The organism is Sphingobium sp. VMM (assembly GCF_056790315.1).
This window is the reverse complement of sequence record NZ_JBXGSI010000003.1, coordinates 179,928-197,313: the sequence shown is the minus strand read 5'-3', so window position 1 is coordinate 197,313 and position 17,386 is coordinate 179,928. Positions and strand designations below refer to the sequence as shown.

Annotated in this window: 16 protein-coding genes; 6 read left to right on the top strand and 10 right to left on the bottom strand. The window is 66.2% G+C overall.

Annotated features, from left to right (window positions below; genetic code table 11):
* The first annotated feature begins 47 nt into the window (after window positions 1-47).
* Complete coding sequence (locus ACUCV3_RS05590) at window positions 48-896, top strand: ferredoxin--NADP reductase (protein WP_069336411.1); 849 nt, start codon at window positions 48-50, stop codon at window positions 894-896.
* A 144-nt stretch (window positions 897-1,040) separates the two neighbouring features.
* On the opposite strand, the gene ACUCV3_RS05585 is transcribed toward ACUCV3_RS05590, so the two are convergent.
* Together ACUCV3_RS05585 and ACUCV3_RS05580 are read right to left on the bottom strand one after the other, a co-directional pair.
* A complete protein-coding gene (locus ACUCV3_RS05585; RefSeq protein WP_279776590.1) occupies window positions 1,041-2,876 on the bottom strand; it encodes a DUF885 domain-containing protein in 1,836 nt (611 codons plus the stop codon).
* A 138-nt stretch (window positions 2,877-3,014) separates the two neighbouring features.
* Window positions 3,015-3,509, bottom strand: a complete 495-nt coding sequence (locus ACUCV3_RS05580; protein ID WP_279730937.1) for a hypothetical protein — start codon at window positions 3,507-3,509, stop codon at window positions 3,015-3,017.
* Window positions 3,510-3,860: 351 nt separating this feature from the next.
* On the opposite strand from ACUCV3_RS05580, the gene ACUCV3_RS05575 reads away from it, so the two are divergent.
* Window positions 3,861-5,570: a restriction endonuclease gene (locus ACUCV3_RS05575; protein ID WP_482240416.1), complete on the top strand. Its 1,710-nt coding sequence runs from the start codon at window positions 3,861-3,863 to the stop codon at window positions 5,568-5,570.
* 289 nt (window positions 5,571-5,859) lie between these two features.
* Here the strand turns inward: ACUCV3_RS05575 and ACUCV3_RS05570 are convergent, their stop codons facing one another.
* Entirely contained in the window at window positions 5,860-6,306 is a 447-nt protein-coding gene (locus ACUCV3_RS05570; protein WP_279730941.1) for an NfeD family protein, read from the bottom strand.
* A gap of 427 nt (window positions 6,307-6,733) precedes the next feature.
* Window positions 6,734-7,705, bottom strand: coding sequence for an SPFH domain-containing protein (locus tag ACUCV3_RS05565; protein ID WP_169860132.1), 972 nt, complete (start codon window positions 7,703-7,705; stop codon window positions 6,734-6,736).
* Window positions 7,706-7,782: 77 nt separating this feature from the next.
* Here ACUCV3_RS05565 and ACUCV3_RS05560 point away from each other — a divergent pair, with 77 nt between their 5' ends.
* Window positions 7,783-8,598: an HpcH/HpaI aldolase/citrate lyase family protein gene (locus ACUCV3_RS05560; protein WP_279730958.1), complete on the top strand. Its 816-nt coding sequence runs from the start codon at window positions 7,783-7,785 to the stop codon at window positions 8,596-8,598.
* 16 nt (window positions 8,599-8,614) lie between these two features.
* Window positions 8,615-9,550 (top strand): lactate/malate family dehydrogenase, encoded by a 936-nt coding sequence (locus ACUCV3_RS05555; RefSeq protein WP_136186654.1) that lies wholly within the window; start codon window positions 8,615-8,617, stop codon window positions 9,548-9,550.
* A gap of 13 nt (window positions 9,551-9,563) precedes the next feature.
* On the opposite strand, the gene ACUCV3_RS05550 is transcribed toward ACUCV3_RS05555, so the two are convergent.
* Window positions 9,564-10,517: a quinoprotein relay system zinc metallohydrolase 1 gene (locus ACUCV3_RS05550; RefSeq protein WP_279776355.1), complete on the bottom strand. Its 954-nt coding sequence runs from the start codon at window positions 10,515-10,517 to the stop codon at window positions 9,564-9,566.
* Window positions 10,514-11,350, bottom strand: a complete 837-nt coding sequence (locus tag ACUCV3_RS05545; protein ID WP_279730946.1) for a quinoprotein dehydrogenase-associated SoxYZ-like carrier — start codon at window positions 11,348-11,350, stop codon at window positions 10,514-10,516. The genes ACUCV3_RS05550 and ACUCV3_RS05545 overlap by 4 nt, the downstream gene beginning before the upstream one ends.
* 84 nt (window positions 11,351-11,434) lie before the next feature.
* Between ACUCV3_RS05545 and ACUCV3_RS05540 the strand changes: the two genes are divergently transcribed.
* Complete coding sequence (locus tag ACUCV3_RS05540) at window positions 11,435-11,986, top strand: rhodanese-like domain-containing protein (RefSeq protein ID WP_482240415.1); 552 nt, start codon at window positions 11,435-11,437, stop codon at window positions 11,984-11,986.
* An 88-nt stretch (window positions 11,987-12,074) separates the two neighbouring features.
* Complete coding sequence (locus tag ACUCV3_RS05535) at window positions 12,075-12,518, top strand: pseudoazurin (RefSeq protein WP_017501382.1); 444 nt, start codon at window positions 12,075-12,077, stop codon at window positions 12,516-12,518.
* Window positions 12,519-12,581: 63 nt separating this feature from the next.
* Here the strand turns inward: ACUCV3_RS05535 and ACUCV3_RS05530 are convergent, their stop codons facing one another.
* The 4 genes from ACUCV3_RS05530 to ACUCV3_RS05515 are packed head-to-tail and all read right to left on the bottom strand — an operon-like array spanning window position 12,582 to window position 17,384.
* Window positions 12,582-15,086 (bottom strand): ABC transporter permease, encoded by a 2,505-nt coding sequence (locus ACUCV3_RS05530; protein ID WP_482240414.1) that lies wholly within the window; start codon window positions 15,084-15,086, stop codon window positions 12,582-12,584.
* Between the two features lie 24 nt (window positions 15,087-15,110).
* On the bottom strand, window positions 15,111-15,803 hold the full coding sequence (locus ACUCV3_RS05525) for an ABC transporter ATP-binding protein (protein ID WP_004208064.1): 693 nt from the start codon (window positions 15,801-15,803) through the stop codon (window positions 15,111-15,113).
* Window positions 15,804-15,814: 11 nt separating this feature from the next.
* The gene (locus tag ACUCV3_RS05520; protein ID WP_279730951.1) at window positions 15,815-17,131 is read right to left on the bottom strand and encodes an efflux RND transporter periplasmic adaptor subunit; all 1,317 of its coding nucleotides are present in this window, start codon (window positions 17,129-17,131) and stop codon (window positions 15,815-15,817) included.
* Between the two features lie 52 nt (window positions 17,132-17,183).
* A complete protein-coding gene (locus ACUCV3_RS05515; RefSeq protein ID WP_004208062.1) occupies window positions 17,184-17,384 on the bottom strand; it encodes a hypothetical protein in 201 nt (66 codons plus the stop codon).
* Window positions 17,385-17,386: the final 2 nt, after the last annotated feature.

Here is a 17,386-nt window from a genome sequence, read left to right as displayed (position 1 = left end):
GGACTACACCATTATTGCGAATGATCCGCAACTAGCGCCGCCCGATCATGGCGGTGCCGACGAAATGCAAGGATAAGGTCTTGACCGACGTGACGATCGAAAAGCCGGTTCTGGAACCCACCGGCGCGCTTTCCGTGGAAACCGTGCTGTCGGTGAAGCACTGGAACGAGCATCTGTTCAGCTTCCGCATCACCCGCCCGGCAAGCTTCCGCTTCCGCTCGGGCGAGTTCATCATGATCGGCCTGAAGGGCGATAACGGCAAGCCGCTGCTGCGCGCCTATTCGATCGCCAGTCCCGCCTGGGACGAGGAAATCGAATTCCTGTCGATCAAGGTGCAGGACGGTCCGCTGACCAGCAAGCTGCAGAAAATCGAGCCGGGCGACCAGATCTATCTGGGCCGCAAGCCGACCGGCACGCTGGTGACCGACGCGCTGCTGCCGGGCAAGCGGTTGTTCATGCTGTCGACCGGCACCGGCCTGGCGCCGTTCCTGAGCCTGCCGCGTGACCCGGATGTCTATGAATTCTACGAGCAGGTCGTGGTGGTGCATTCGGTGCGCCGGGTGAGCGACCTGGCCTTCCGCGACGAGATGGAAGGCAAGTGGGCCGAAGACCCGCTGGTATCGGAGCAGGCCGCCGGCCAGTTCCATTATGTGCCGACCGTGACGCGGGAGGAATTCCCCAACAATGAGCGCATCGACAAGCTGGTCGAGAGCGGCAAGCTGTTCGAGGGGATTCCGGGCGCGGCGAAGTTCGACCCCGAAACCGACCGGATCATGATGTGCGGCAGCATGGAAATGATCAAGCAGTTCGCGGCCTATTTCGAGGAGCAGGGCTTCACCGAAGGCTCCAACGCGGCGCCGGGTCAGTTCGTGATCGAGCGCGCCTTTGTAGGCTGAGCGCTGCGGCAGCGAGAATAGGAAAGGGCCGGGGGAGCGATCCTCCGGCCCTTTTTTGTTGCGTCAGATCCGTTCGTCCTGAGCGAAGTCGTGCCTCAATGCGTTCGGCAGAAGGCTTCGACTTCGCTCAGCCCGAACGGTTTCTTACGCCCCCTTCCTCTGGGCGACATAGGCGTCGACATTTTTCGCCAGCACGGTCATCGGCACGCCGCCGCCCTTGACCACGGCGTCGTTGAACAGGCGGAAGTCGAACTTGTTGCCCAGCGCCTGCTGCGCCATTCCGCGCAGGCGGACGATTTCGCCATGGCCGACCTTGTAGCCACAGGCCTGGCCCGGCCAGGCGCAATAACGGTCGACCTCGCCCTGGACATCCTCGACCGTGGAGCCGTTGGTGGTGGCGAACCAGTGGATCGCCTGTTCGCGGGTCCAGCGCTTGGCATGGAGGCCGGTGTCGACCACCAGACGGCAGCAGCGATAGGCGATCGACTGGAGATAGCCGAGGCGCCCGGCGACATCGCCGTCATAGGCGCCCAGCTCGTCGCCGAGCTGCTCGGCATAGAGCGCCCAGCCCTCCGAATAGGCGTTGAAGGCGAGCATGGAGCGGATCAGGGGGAGCTTGTAGGTATATTCGCCCTGCCAGATATGGCCCGGAATCCCCTCATGATAGCATAGCGTCGGCAGCGAATAGCGCGGCCAGATGCTGGTATCGCGCAGGTTGATATAATAATTGCCCGGCACGCTGCCGTCGATCGTGCCCGAGCCGGCATAGGCGCCCGGCGCCCCGGCCTCGATCTCCACCGGCACCCGCTTCACCACCAGCTTGGCCGGTACCAGGGTCGCGAAGGCGCGGGGCAGGCGGGTGCGGATATCGGCCAGGCGCCCGTCGATATAGGAGAGGATCTGCTGGCGACCCTTGTCGTCATTGGGGAAGAGATAGCGTGGATCCTTGCCCATCGCCGTCATCCGCTCGCCCACGGTCCCCTTCGTCATGCCGAGGGATTTGAGCAGCCGGTCCATTTCCGACTGGAGGGCCTTGAGCTGTTCCTGACCCAGCGCATGGACCGCGTCGGGCGACATGGTGGTGGTGGTGCCGGCCTGCAGCGCCCAGCCATAATAGGCCTCCCCCTGCGGCAGTTTCCACACGCCCGCATCCATGGTGGCAAGGCCACGCTGGCGGGTGAGTTCGGCGGCCTGGCGGGCGAGGGCGGGGGCGATGGCGGTGCGGGTGATCTGCTCCGCCTTGGCGGCATGATCGCCCGGCATGTCTTTGGTGCGGCGCGCGATCGAGGCGACCGGCACCCACTGGTCGATCGGCTGGCCCTGCACCGCCTTCATCTGGCCCAGCGTCTTGTCGAGCAGGAAGGCGGGGGCGACGACGCCGATGCCGGCGTCATGTTTCAGCCGCTCGGTCTCGCCGTCGAGATTGGCGGCATATTGGGTGAGGCGTTCGAGATAGGCGTCGGCGTCGGCCGGGGTGGCGATGGCGTGATTGGCGTCGAGGAAATCGGGCGTCTCGATGAAGGCACCGGTATTCTGCGCGACGGCATAGGGCGCGTTGCGATAGGACCAGTTGCTGTTCATCATCGCCATGTCGCCGAAGGGGAAGGCGAAGCCGGCATCGGCCAGTTCATGGGCGGCGCGCACCACCTCCACATCGGTGCGGGTGGCGGGCGACAGGGCGTCGAGATCGACGGCGCGCAGCTGGGTCAGGCGACCCTTTACATGGGCGGCGATCCGCGCCTGGCCGGCCGGGCTCTTGTCGCCGAGGCGCGCTTTGAGCGGGGCGCGGGCGCCGGTGTCGAGGCCAAGGCCGCTCGCGGTTTCGGGCGCATCGGCCAGCATCGCCTCGGCCATGCCGGCGAGCAGGGCTTCGGCGCGGGCGTCGGCTGTCGTTGCCTGCGCCAGGGTGCGGGCGGGGAGCGCGGACAGGGCGAGGGCGGAGGAGCCGGCGACGAGGAAATCGCGGCGGGAGGTCGTCATGGGAATTGGGTCTCCGTAGGAAATCACGCGGCTGGCGCGATTTCCGAGTCATCCGGCGGGGCGCCGGGTTGGAAATCGCTCTCTTAACTTCGCATATTTCCCGCACATTTCGACATCTTATTTCCTACCCGCGACAGATCATAATAATCGGGCGATGCTGCTGAGGTCGATCTCCGGCGCGCTGATCGCGAGTTCCGCGACCAGATCGCGCAGGGCGATGCGCTGGCGATGGGGCATGGCGGCGCGGGCGCCGCTGCGCTCGGCACAGATGGTGCGCATCGCCGCCAGCATCACCCGATTGTCGGGCGCGCGGCGATGGCCGACCACCACGCCGCGCCGGACGATGGGGCGGACCTGCGCGCATCGGGCCAGCGCGATCGCCTGGGCACGGGCGGCGTCCAGCCCCATCTCCAGCGCCCAGTCCCAGGCGGCGGCGAAACTATCCGCCCCCTGTTTCTGCCGCAACTGATAGGCCGAGCGCGGCGAACAGCCGACGCTGCGCGCCGCCTGCGCCACCACGCCGCAGCGCGCCAGCATGTCGATAAAGGCCCGCTGCGCGGCCGGCGACCATCCCGACGCGCGCCGGCGCAGCATCGGGACGGAGGTGAAGTGGAGAAGGGGCATGTCGGTCATGCCGGCGAGGCTATCATGGGGCGGGAGGTGTAGGACAGCATTGGCGCGAATGGCCGCTAGGCGACTATCCGGTTCGGAGCAGGGTTGCGTGGATAGCTGACGGTCGTGCGGAGTCGGCAGCCGACCAACTCAAGACGTTCAGCATCACTGACGTAAGCGTCAGCATTTGCCGTAACCCGCCGTTCAGATCACGCAAACCGGCCGGTCGGCTGTGCGGCTTCATCTCCGTCGTTCCATGAGCCATAAGCGAGATGCGATAGCCGTCGACTGATCGCAAGCTGACTTGCCGCAGGCCCCATTTTGCTCGAATGTCAAAGATGATACAGAGACGCTGAGGGGGGGCTGCCAAGCATGAACGACATCACACTGCATTCGCCAAACTTAGATAAGCTTGAGATCGGGCCACTAAGCGCCAAATTTAGCGCGCGTGGCGACCGTATCCTGCGATATTACATTGATATCCGGCACAAGACAATGAACCTGCACCGCGAACTCGGCGCTCCCGAGTTGTTCATCCTGCAGAGCAAGGTCGATGCGCTGCTCGCCGATTGGGACGCAAAGCTAGTTGCATTCGAAACCAAGCGGCTGTTTCAGACCGGGAAGGGCGCGGCCGACGAAATGACTGCCGACGCGATCCGCGCCCAAGAGGGGATCGGTCGGATCCTTGCGCATACCCTAACGATCGACGACGCTATCGATTGGAACACACTTAAAGACCACAGCGCATATGCGATGCCCGCGAAGTTCCCCGAAGCGCGGCCCACCACCGCCGCACGGCCGGAGCCAGCCTACGAGGCTCCGCAAATCGGCTTACTCGATAAGCTATTGGGAAAGCGCAGACATCTCGAAGACCAGGTTGCAAGGCGTAACGCTCGCGCGGGTGAGGAATGGCGGACTGCGGAGGCTGAGCGCGAGGCAGGTTACGCGGCGGACATCGCAGCGTGGACACTTCGCGAAGAAGCGTTCTGGACCGGGCACAAGGCCGCAAAGGCTGAGTTCCTTGCCGCGCAGGCCGCTTCACATGCCAAGATCGACGCTTTGCGCAACGCGATCGCCGACCATGATCCAGACGCCGTAATCGAGCATGCCTCGCTCGTCCTAGAGAACTCTGAGTACAGCGGATTGTTCGAGAAATCGTACGACATGCAGTATCGGCCGGCTGACCGGCTGCTCATGCTGGCGTACCGCCTGCCGGGACCCGATGACCTTCCACAGGTCAAGGCCGTCAAATACGTCAAGGCGACCGGCGAGCTAACCGAGACGCGCATTTCCGACCGTGATCGCAAGGCGAATTTCGATAGCGCGAGTTATCAGATTTGCCTGCGCACCCTTCACGAACTTTTCGAAGCCGACGTCGATGGCAACCTCGATGCTATTCTGTTTAACGGCATGGTCGAATCGATCGATCCCGCCACCGGACTGGAGCGGCAGGGCTGCATCATGTCGATCCTCGCGAAACGTGACGAATTTTGCCGCATCGACCTCTCCCGCGCCGATCCGAAGGCCTGCTTCAAGGCGCTGAAGGGCGTCTCCGCTGCAAACCTCGCCGCACTGGCGCCTGTCCCGCCGGTGATCGAGATGGATCGTGAAGATCGCCGTTTTATCGACGGACGCGAGGTAGTTGGCGGGATCGACCTCTCCACCAATCTCGCCTCGATTTCGTGGGACGATTTCGAGCACCTAGTGCGTGAGCTGTTTGAGAAGGAGTTCCTAAGCCGCGGCGGTGAGGTGAAGGTCACTCAGTCGTCAAGCGACGGAGGGGTCGACGCGATCGCCTTTGACCCCGATCCGATCAGCGGTGGAAAAATCGTTATTCAGGCGAAGCGTTACACGCGCACTGTCGGCGTTTCGGCGGTCCGCGACCTCTTTGGCACGGTGATGAACGAGGGTGCCTCACGCGGCATTCTTGTGACGACCTCTGATTACGGGCCTGACGCCTACCGCTTCGCCAGCGATAAGCCTCTGGCGCTGCTCAATGGAGCCAACCTGCTCCACATGCTAGAGCGGCACGGCTACCAGGCGCGAATAGACGTCGCCGAGGCTCGAGCTGCCCGACCTTGATGCGTCTCGCCATCTACCGGCATCAAGGCTTTGCTCGTTCGATGGATCACTGCAACGCGGAATTAAAAGGAGCGTTTTCCTGTTTTAACCGCCCGATCCTGCATATCCAATCATTCCGCTGTTGAGTTCTGGCAGATGCCGAATGACCGCTACTGGCCGGACCTGCCGTTCGCGAATTCGCGAGGGAACAGCAGCAATGTCCCAGGCCAAGTCAAATCTGGATGTCCGCTCTGGGGTGCAGGAAAATTGCCGTCGAACTGCAAGGATGGGCGCTAGTGGGTCGTAAGCCCTAAATCCCCTCCACCCATAGCACCGCGCCTTCCGCGCCCGTCACGCGCACCCGCGCGCCCGCTTCGCTGTCCGGGCCGCGGGCGGTCCAGACGCTGTCGCCGACCTTGACCCGGCCTTCGCCGCCGCGGATCGGCTCTATGACTGTCACCAGTTCGCCGATCAGGCGGGCGGTGCGGTCGTTGAGATTGGGGTCGGTCGAGGGCACCGGATTGTCCACATACCAGCGCCGCCCGGCCCAGACCGAGAGGACCGAGAGCGCGGCGAAGATCAGCAGCTGGAGCGGAATGCCGATCGGCAGCGCCAGCGCGGCGAGGCCGGTGATGGCGGCGGCGATCGCGATCCAGATCAGGAAGACGCCGGGGATCAGCACCTCTGCAATGGCCAGCAGCGCGGCGAAGACCAGCCAGGCCCAATGATCCTGGAGCATGCTGAGCCAGTCGTTCATGGGGTGGTCCTGTGGTTGGTGGGGTGGGGTGTTTTTGCGTCGTTTCGGTGGCGGCGGGGCGCTATCGCTCTGGCGTCGCGGATAGCGGAAAGTGCGGGAGATGGGTTCCCGCTTTCGCGGGAATGACGGGGGTGGGTGGGGCCAGCTTTCGTGCGTTCGGGCTGAGCTTGTCGAAGCCCTCGCCTGAGCGGAGCGAAGGCCTCACTTCGTTCGGCTGGGCCCTTCGACAGGCTCAGGGCGAACGGTTTTAGGAGGATGCGTTGCGCTATAGGCTTCTCGACTTCGCTCGAAGCGAACGGATGTGGTGGGCGGTTCGGGGTGGTGGTGGCGTTTTCGGCAAGCGGGATGGGTGCGTAGCGCGCGGTGGCTTGGCCGCTATGGCCTGACAGAGCGGACCGGTTGCGCAGGGGCGCCATCGCTCTCCCCCTCAGCCCTGGGTCTGGCCGAACGGGCCTCGACGTGGCGCGGCGGGGGGCGCTGGCGGGGTGGGGGTGTCGGCCAGCGCTTCCTTGGCGAGCTGGCCGATGCCGCCGAGCGTGCCGATCAGCTGGGTCGCCTCGACCGGGAAGAGGATGGTCTTGGCATTGGGCGAGGTGGCGAATTGTTGCACCGCGTCGGTATATTTCTGGGCGATGAAGTAATTGAGCGCCTGCGGATTGCCGGCCGCGATCGCGTCCGACACCATCTGGGTCGCCTTGGCTTCGGCTTCCGCTTCGCGCTCGCGCGCCTCGGCATCGCGGAAGGCGGCTTCGCGGCGGCCTTCGGCTTCCAGGATCTGCGACTGTTTCTGGCCCTCGGCGCGCAGGATCTCGCTGCTTTTCAGGCCCTCGGCCTCCAGGATGTTGGCGCGCTTCTCGCGCTCCGCCTTCATCTGCCGGCCCATGGCGTTGACGATGTCGGCGGGCGGGCGGATGTCCTTCAACTCCACGCGGGTGATCTTGATGCCCCAGGCGTTGGTGGCATGATCGACCACGGAGAGGAGGCGGGCGTTGATCTCGTCGCGCTTCGACAGGGTCTCGTCGAGGTCCATCGAGCCCATCACGGTGCGCAAATTGGTGGTGGCGAGCTGCATGATGGCGACATAGAGTTCGGACACTTCATAGGCCGCCTTGGCGGCGTCGAGCACCTGGAAGAAGACCACGCCGTCGACCGACACCATGGCATTGTCCTTGGTGATGATTTCCTGCCCCGGAATGTCGACGACCTGCTCCATCATGTTGATCTTGCGACCGACGGCGTAGAAGAAGGCGGGGTAGAAATTGAGGCCGGGCTTCGCCACCTCGGTAAAGCGGCCGAAACGCTCGATGGTATATTGATAGCCCTGCCGCACCACCTTGACGCTGACCGCCAGGTAGAAGAGCACCAGAAACGTGACCGTGAGTGCGAAGGTCGTCACCATATGTCCTCCCCAATGTGGGAGCGCACTATGGCGGCTATTCGTTAACGGGAAAAGGCAAAGTGATGGAGAGACATAAGATGCAGTTGCGCCACGCCCGATCCCTGCTGTTCCTGCCCGCGTCCAATCCGCGCGCGGTGGCCAAGGCGCGCACGCTGGCGTGCGACATGGTGATCCTGGACCTGGAGGATGCGGTGCCCGACGCGGACAAGGCGGCGGCGCTGGACGCGGCGGTGGAGGCCGTGGGCGAGGGCTTTGGCGGGCGGCTGATGGCGGTGCGGATCAATGTCGAGGGGATGCCGTCGCATGGCCCCGAGATGGTGGCGCTCAAGCGCACCGCGGCCGATTATGTGGTGCTGCCCAAGGTCGAGAATGCCAAGCAGGTGAAGGATGTCTATTCCGTCGCGCAGAAGCCGGTGATCGCGATGATCGAGAGCGCGAAGGGCGTGCTGGCGGCGCCGGGAATCGCGGCGGGCGAGGGCTGTGCGGCGCTGTTCGTGGGCACCAATGATCTGCGCAAGGATCTGGCGATACCGCCGTCGGCCGGGCGGGCGGGGCTGGCCCATGTGCTGCAGAGCGTGGTGCTGGCGGCGCGGGCGGCGGGGATCGCGGTGTTCGACGGCGTGTTCAACCGGCTGGACGACGAGGCGGGGCTGGAGGCGGAATGCGCCGAGGGCCATGGCTTCGGCTTTGACGGCAAGACGCTGATCCACCCCGGACAGGTGCCGGTGGCGAACCAGGCGTTCGGCCCGGACGCGCAGGCGGTGGCCGACGCGCGCCGGCTGATCGAGGCGGCGACCGGCGGGGCCGAGCGCTTCGAGGGGCGGATGATCGAGGCGATGCATGTCGACGAGGCGCGGGCGCTGGTGGCGCGGGCGGAGGCGGTCGGGCAATAGCAGGAGGCGACAAGGCATGGCGGTGCGGTTCGACAAGGTTGCGATCATCGGGACCGGCCATGTCGGTGCCACGGCCGCCTATGCGATGATGCTGCGCGGGCTGTTCACGCAGATATTGCTGATCGATGCGGACGGGCCGCGCGCGCAGGCCGAGGCGCTGGACATTGCCGACGCCAATGCGCTGGCGCGGCCGGCCCATGTCCTGCGCGGCGACTATCGGGATGCGGGCGACGCGGCGATCGTCGTCATCACGGCCGGCGCGACCACGCATGGCGAGGAAAGCCGGCTGTCAGTCGCCGGGCGCAGCGCCGCCATCGTGGCGGACTGTGCGCGGCGGGTGGTGGAAGCGGGCTTTGGCGGGGTGATGATCGTCGCGTCCAACCCGGTCGATGCGATGGCGCAGGTGGCGCAGCGCGCGTCGGGGCTGCCGGTGGGGCAGGTGATCGGCACCGGGACGCTGCTCGACAGTGCGCGCTTTCGCCGGCGGCTGGCCGACCGGCTGGGGGTGGCGCCGGTGTCGGTCGAGGGACAGGTGCTGGGCGAGCATGGCGACAGCGAGGTGGCGGTCTTTTCGGGCGTGCGGATCGGCGGGGTGACGCTGGACCAGTTTCGCGGCGGCGCGGTGCTGGACCGGGCGGAACTGGCGCATGAGACGATGCGGGCGGGCTATGCGATCAACTATGGCAAGGGCCATACAAGCTATGGCGTGGCGACGGCGATCGTGCGGCTGTGCGAGGCGGTGCGGCGCGACGAGCAGGTGGTGCTGCCGGTGTCGACCCTGGCCCATGGCGAATGCGGGGTGGCGGGCGTCTATCTGAGCCTACCCTGCGTGATCGGGGCGCTGGGGGTGAGCCGCGTGCTGGCGCCGGACCTGGATGCGGAGGAACGGGCGGCGCTGCAGGCGTCGGCAGCGGTGTTGCAGGGCATCATGGACGGGCTGGAATCCCATTGAAAATCGCCGGCGATCATCCTTCCGGCAGGTCCACCCTGGGCAGCAGTTCCGCTTCCAGCGCGGGATAGAGGTGCGCGACGCTGCGCTGCAGTTCGTAGCGGGCGACGGCCATGGTGGCGAAGCGGTCGGGGATGGGGAGGGTGCCGGCCTCCACCATGTCGAGGCCGGACTGCACGGCGGCGCGCAGCGTCGCATCGAGCCAGTCGAGCCAGTCGCGGGTCTGGGCGATGGCGCGGGTGCCGGCGGGATCGAACGGGCCATGGCCGGGGATCGCCGTCTTGTGCGGCAGCTTTGCGAGCGCATCCAGGCTCTCGCGCCAGCGGCCAAGGTTCGCGGTCGGGGTGCTGGGCGCGCGGTCGAGGAAGAGCAGGTCGCCGGCGATCAGCGTGCCGGTGCGTTCGTCCAACAAGGCGAGATCGGCATTGCTGTGGCCGGCCAGCGGCAGCAGTCGCAGGCGGCGGCCGCCGAAATCCTCCGCCGGCTGGTCGATCCGCCGGCTCGGCAGGGCGAGGTCGGTGCCGCGCATCCAGTCGCCCAGCAGGCGATAGAGCGCATCGGAAAAGCCGCGTCCGTCCCGTTCCATGTCGGCGATGGTGCCGGGTAGGGCGGCGACGGTGGCGGGATCGAAGGCGGCGATGCCCATGCCATGGTCGGGATGGAGATGGGTGACATAGACCCGCACGACCGGCTGGCCGGTCAGCGTCTCCGCCACTTTCCTGAGCATATGGCCATAGCGGATCGACGGGCCGGCATCGACCAGCAGCGTGCCGGCCGGGGTGGCGATGATCGTAATATTGGCGATCGCGCCGCCATTGGCGAAGAGCATCGGTTCGTCGGCGCCATGGATCATCCACAGGCCATCGGCGACCGGCTGCGGATCGATGCGATAGTCATCGGTTGCGGCGCCGGTCAGCAGCGGGAGGGCGCCGGTCATGCCGGCCAGCGCCTGTCGGCGGTTGAGCATCATCGGCCGGTCGCGCCGGTGGCAGTGGGCAGGGGCGACTGGCGGGCGACGGTCACCTTGGCGAGATAGGCGCGGCCATTGGTGTCGCGCGCGGCGATGGAGAGCGTGTCGCCGGGATGGGCGCGGGGCATCAGGGTGATGGCGGGGTCTTCGGCGACGGCGGCCCATATCTCCATCTGACCGAGCAGCCGGCCGTCAGGGCCGGTCACGCGCATCTGTTCGATATGATAGGTCGGGATATTGGCGACGAAGCCGGTGTCCATGGGATGGCGGAAGGTGACGCGCAGCCGGCTGGCGCCATCGGCCATCGGCCAGGCTTCACCCCGCATTTCGCCCAGATGCTGTGCCCAGTCGCCCTTCACCCGGCTGACCGGCGGCGCCGAGCAGCCGCCGCCCGCGGCATCGACCCAGCCGCCGCTGACCAGCCATTGGCCGTCCGCCAGTTGCACCGCGCCGCGCACGGGGGTGCGCTGGTCGAGCTTGATGCGGGTGGCGACATAAGGTTCGGCGCCGTCGGGGCGATAGTCGATGGCGATCGGGATGGGATTGAGATCGGCCAGGATCAACATGCGCCTGACCGGACCGAGGCCCGGACCGAGGCCGCGGGCGTCGAGTGCGACCGGGAAGCTGCGCTGATTTTCCGCGATTTCGGGATAGCTGACCTTCACGCGCGGGTCGAAGCGGACCGGATCGTCGCCGAAGATGGTCTGCGCATGGGCGGTCCACATGGGCGAATGCAGCGGATCGGCGGGATAGGGCGCGCGGGCAGGCGCTATGCTGCCGCTTGCCAGCAGGCAGGACATGGCCATGGCTGTCAGGGTCTTGCGCCTGTTCATCCTCTTCTCCCAAAGTCCATGCCTAGCGCCGGGAAAAACCGGCTACCATTGCACCTTGGGTCGTGGAGCCTGGGAGGGATGGGGATGCGGGCGAGGATCGGGCTGATGGCGGTGCTGCTGCTGGTGTCGGGCGTGACGCAGGCGCGGGCGCAGGAGGCTGGCCTGTTCGACGCAGAGGGGTATCGCATTGCCCATTATCGCAGCCCGGTGCATCGCCCGCCCGAGGGGGTGGGCAGGATCGCGCCGGCCGCGATCGCGGGGCTGCGGCCTGATATCGACATGATCCTGATCGATGTGCTGCCGGCCGAGGGCGGCCATCGCGCGGCGGACGGACGCTGGCAACTGGCCCAGCCGCATGAGAGCATCCCCGGCGCCCACTGGTTTCCCGAAAGCGGGCGGGGCGCGCCGATGCCGGATATCGCCGACTGGTTCGCGCGCGGGGTTGCGCGGCTGACCGGCGGGAGGCGCGACCGGATGATCGTCACCTTCTGCCGCGCGGATTGCTGGATGGGCTGGAATGCGGCGCGACGGCTGCGGGCGATGGGCTATCGCAACATCTGGTGGCTGGCCGAGGGGACCGACGGCTGGCGCGATCTGGGCCGCGACCTGAAGCCCGTCCAACCCGCGCGCCGATAGGACCAAAGGTCAATTGTCTGGCCCCCGTTTTTGGGCATGTTGCACGCTAACGGGGTAGTTCAAACCATTGATTTTCGGGAGAGAGTAAATGCTTCATCGTTCGGCGCTGGCGATCATCGGCGGCCTGGCCATGGCCAGTGCGATGCCGGCCGCGGCCAAGGACATCACCGTCCATATGAAGAACAAGGGCGCCGATGGCGCGATGGTGTTCGAGCCGTCCTTCGTGAAGGCGGCGCCGGGCGACGTGATCCATTTCCAGCCGACCGATCCCAGCCATAATGCCGAGACCATCTCCACCATGTTGCCGGCCGGCGCGACCCCGATGAAAGGCGCGATGAACAAGGAAGCGGTGCTGACCGTCAGCAAGCCGGGCCTCTATGGCATCAAGTGCATGCCCCATTATTCGATGGGCATGGTGGCGCTGGTGCAGGTGGGCAAGCCGACGGCGGCCGATGTGACGGCGGCCAAGGCGGTCAAGCTGCCGCCCTTCGCCGCCAAGCGGATGAATGCGGCGCTCGCCCAGGTGAAATAAGCGCGGGCCAGTTCCGCAAACAGGCAGGCCGGTCATCCACCAGGATGGCCGGCCTGTTTCCTGTCATTCGTAGCGCAGCGCGTGGATCGGGTTGGTGCGCGCGACGCGGAAGCTGTGCGCGCCGATGGTCAGGATCGCGATCAGCAATGCCAGCCCGCCTGCCAGCAGGAAGGGCAGGGGCGTCAGCGCGATGCGGGAGTCGAAGCCGTTGAGCCAGTCGCGCATCACCCACCAGGCGACCGGCCAGGCGATGAGGTTGGCGATCAGCACCGGGCGGGTGAACTGCCAGACCAGCAGTTGCACGATCTTGCCCGTGCTGGCACCCAGCACCTTGCGGATGCCGATTTCCTTGGTCCGGCGCTGCGCGGTGAAGGCGGACAGGCCGAACAGGCCAAGGCAGCCGACGATCACCGCCAGCAGGGCGAAGGCGGCGAAGGCCTGGGCCCGTGCTTCCTCGGCATGATAGACTTCGCGCACGATGTCGTCGCTGAAGCGGGCGGTGAAGGGCACTTCGGGAGCGAGGCGCTTCCACACGCTTTCGATCCGCGCCAGCACCGTCGCCGGATTGCCATGATAGCGGATCAGCATTTCGTTATGATTGTCGCGATCGAAGAGGAAGAAGATCGGGTCCATCGGGTCGCGGATCGAGCGGAAGCGCGAATCCTGGACGACGCCGATGATGGTGATGGGCACGCTGCCGCCAAATTCGTCGCGCACCAGGCCGCCGCGGACCTGCTTGCCGATCGCGTCCTGCGGTGAGGCAAAGCCCAAGCGCTTGACCGCCAGTTCGTTGACCACCGTATTGGCGCCGCGCGCGGCAAAGGCCCGTTCGGCCTCCGGAACCTCCGGGAAGGGACGGGTGATGTCGTCGATCGGCCGGTTGATGTCGAAGCTCCGCCCGGCGAGCAGCTTGATGCCCATCGTGTCGAAGAATTTCGTGTCGACCTGATAGATGCCCATGCTGATCGGCTCTTCACGGCCGGGCACGAGGATCCCGCTATTGGTGTTGTTGGTGGTGCTGATGCCGATATTGGTGCGGCCGACCGAGGTGACGCCGTCGACCTTCTCGATTTCCCGCACCATCGTGTCGAGCACCGGGTCGAGCTGGCGGCGGCTGATGCCCGAAATCTGGATCAGCCCCTCGCGCTTGTAGCCGGGATCGGAATTGCGGGCGTAGAGGGTCTGGGCATAGACCACCGCCGTGCAGATGATGAGGCCGATCGACACGGCGAACTGGGCGACCACCAGCGCGCTGCGCAGCCGGCCCGATCCTTCCGCATCGGCCGCCGACTTGTTCGCCTTGAGCACGCGGGCGGGCTGGAAGCGGGACAGGTAGAAGGCGGGATAGGCGCCGCCGGCCACGCCGACCAGCAGCACCAGGCCGATGATCGGCAGGATGAGGCCGCCGCTGCCGAAATAATGGAGACTGAGGTCCGCGTCGAGGAAGCGGCTGACCAGCGGCAGCAGCAATTCGGTCAGCGCCAGCGCGACCAGCATCGCCACCGCCGAGACCAGGATGGATTCGCCGATGAATTGCAGCACAAGCTGGCGGCGATTGGCGCCCAGCACCTTGCGCAGGGCGACCTCCCGCGCGCGCTGGCTGGCGCGGGCGGTGGCGAGGTTGACGAAATTGACGCAGGCCATGCCCAGGATGAGCAGGGCGACGATGGCAAAGGTGATGATCGAGCCGCGATCATTGCCCGGCGTCATCGAGCCGTTCTGGGCGCGGCCGAGATGGACGTCGCGGACATTGACGAGGGCGAAGTTCATGTCGTCGCCCTGGTTGAAGCGGCGGCCGCCGAAAAACTGGTCGGGGATGTTGCGCTTTTCCCATTGCGGCAGCTGGGCATTGATCGCCTTGACGTCGGCGCCGGGCTTCAGCCGGACATAGATCCAGCCCGACTGCCAGCCATATTGGCTGAGGAAATCGGGCGTCTGCGCCCAGTAGCTGGGCGGATCATAGCGGGCGAGCATGGTGAGCTTGAGGTGCGAGGCCTTGGGCAAATCCTTGAGCACGCCATTGACGCGATAGTCGGTCGAGATGCCGCGCGAGATGAGCGTCAGCGTCTGGCCCATCGGGTCTTCGCCGCCGAAGCGGCGCTTCGCCTCGCTGTCGCTCAGCACCATGTCGCCGGGCTTGGCCAGCGCGGTGCGCGGATCGCCCTTCACCAGCGGCAGGTCGAGCACGTCGAACACCGGGCCGTCGACGAATTTCATATCGTCCACTTCGGTCGCGACGCCGTTGCGCAGCACGACTGGCCCTGCCGAAAGCAAATGGACGGCCGCCGCGATCTGCGGGAAATCCTTCCGCAGCGCCGCCTGCGCGACATAGGGCGCCATCTGGAGATTGTTTTCGCGGCCGCCATGCGGATCGGTATAATAGGTCTGGAACTGGAAGGTTCGGTCCGCCTGCGGCATCCAGGCGTCGAAGGTCAGTTCATTGCGGACGAACAGCAGGATGATGAGGCAGGCCGCCATGCCGGTCGCCAGCCCCAATATGTTGATCGCCGCATAGGTGCGGCTCTTGAGCAGTGACCGCAGGCCGACCGTCAGATAATTGCGCCACATGGGAAGTCTCTCCGTCTTGGGCTGTCAGGCGGCGCGGCGCCGTTCCTGCAGGATGCGGCCGTCCAGCATGTGGACAACGCGGCTGGCATAGTCGGCATGGGCGGGCGAATGGGTGACCATGACGATGGTCGATCCTTCGGCGTTGAGCGTCTGGAGCATCTTCATCACCTCCTCGCCATGGCTGGTGTCGAGGTTGCCGGTCGGTTCGTCGGCCAGGATCAGGCGGGGTTCGGATACCAGCGCGCGGGCGACGGCGACGCGCTGCTGCTGGCCGCCCGACAGCTGGCTGGGCCGGTGGCGGGCACGATGGGCGATGCCGACGCGGTCCATTACCGCCTCGACCTTCGCCTTGCGCTCGGCCGCGGGCATGGCGTGATAGAGCAGGGCGAGTTCGATATTCTCGGCCACGCTCAGTTCGTCGATCAGGTTGAAGCTCTGGAAGATGAAGCCCAGATGGGTCTTGCGGATGCCCGCCAGCCTGGGCTCGGGCAGGCCCGCAATCTCGGTGTCGCCAAAGCGGTAGGAGCCGCTCGACGGGCTGTCGAGCATGCCGATCATGTTCAGCAGGGTCGACTTGCCGCAGCCCGACGGGCCCATGATCGCGACAAATTCGCCCTGGAAGATGTCGAGGTCGATCGCGTCGAGCGCGGTGGTTTCGACCATGTCGGTGCGATAGACGCGGCTGAGTTCACGCAGGCTGAGCAACGCTTGGGTCATGTCTTTGCCTTTCACTTCTTTTCGAGGACCAGCCGATCCTTGTCGGCAAACCCGGTATAGGGGGATGTGAGCACCTGCTCGCCGGGCTCCAGCCCGTCGAGGATCTCGATATAGTCGGCGTTGCGCCGGCCGAGGCGCACGGCGCGCTTCACCGCCTCGCCGCCGTCGGGCGTCACCACGAACACCCAGGCACCGCCGGTGTCATTGTAGAAGCTGCCATTGGGGATGAGGCGCGCGCGCACCGGATCGCCCAGGGTCAGCTTGGCCTGGAGCGTCTGGCCGCGCTGGATCTGGGGCGGTTCGCCGTCGAGGAACTGCAGGTCGATCTCGAACTGGCCGTTGCGCACGGTCGGATAGATTTTCGCGACCTTCATCCGATAGCTCTTGCCGTTCCAGTCGACCGTCGCGGTCTGGCCAAGCTGGACGCGGGGCAGGTAGAATTCGTCGATCCCGGCGACCAGCTTGTTGCGGCCGGGGCTGTCGATCTGGCCCAGCCGTTCGCCGCGCGCCATCGACTGGCCGACCTGGATCGAGAAGGCGGAGACGGTGCCGGCGACCGGCGCGCGCAGATTGAGCGCCTCCAGGCTGGCGCGCGCGACGCCAAGGCTGGACTGAAGCGTTTCGGCCGAGGCGCGCAACTGGGCGAGCTGGCTGGTCTGGAGCCGCTCGTCAGTCTGCTGGGTGCGGGCAAGGACGGCCCGGCGATCACGCTGATAGGCAAGGTCGTCGCGCGTGTCGGCAAAGGTCCGGCCGGCGACGAAACCGCGCGCGGCCAGCGGCGCTTCCCGCTCATATTGGCGCTGCGCCTTCTTGAGGTCGAGATCGGCCTCCAGCATGGCGCGGTTGTTGGTGAGCCGGTTCTGTGACAGCGCCAGTTCCTGGCTGCGCATCGAATTGAGCTGCTGCGTCACTTCGGTCTGGCGGGCGAGGACCGACAGTTGCAGCTCGGCGTTGGACAGGCGGGCGAGCAACTGGCCCTTCTGGACGGTGGCGCCATCCTCGACCAGCACCTCTTCGACCCGGCCGCCCTCGATCGCGTCGAGATAGACGGTGATGAGCGGGGTGACGCGGGCGCGCAGCGGCAGGAAATCGTCGAACCGGCCCTGGCTGACGGTGGAGATGACGATGCGGTCGGCCGGCAGGGTCTGGCTGTTGCTGCTGGGCATATAATACCAGGCGGTGCCGAGCAGCGCGATCGCGCCGGCGGCGCCCAATGCGACCTTGGCGCGCAGCGGCAGGGTCTTGCGCGCCACCACCCGGTCCATCGCGCCGCCGCTGGTGGGCGCGGCGGCCCGCGGCGTTTCGCTGGGCATGCTGACGACGCTCATGCGCGGCGACTCCACTGTCCGATTCCGAACATTGCTTGTCCGATACCGAACATCAGGCGAGGAAGGGCTTGCAGCCGGTGCCGGCGCGGGCGGGACAGCGGAGATGCCCGGCCTCGGCCGCCATCTGGCGCGGCGCTTCGCAGCCGAATGGCCGGGAAGCGGCCTGCGGCGCGGCCATCACCAGCAGGGTGGCGGCGATGCCGAGCAGGATCGAAAGCGGTTTTGACAGCGAGGAGCCGGGCCGGCGATACATTG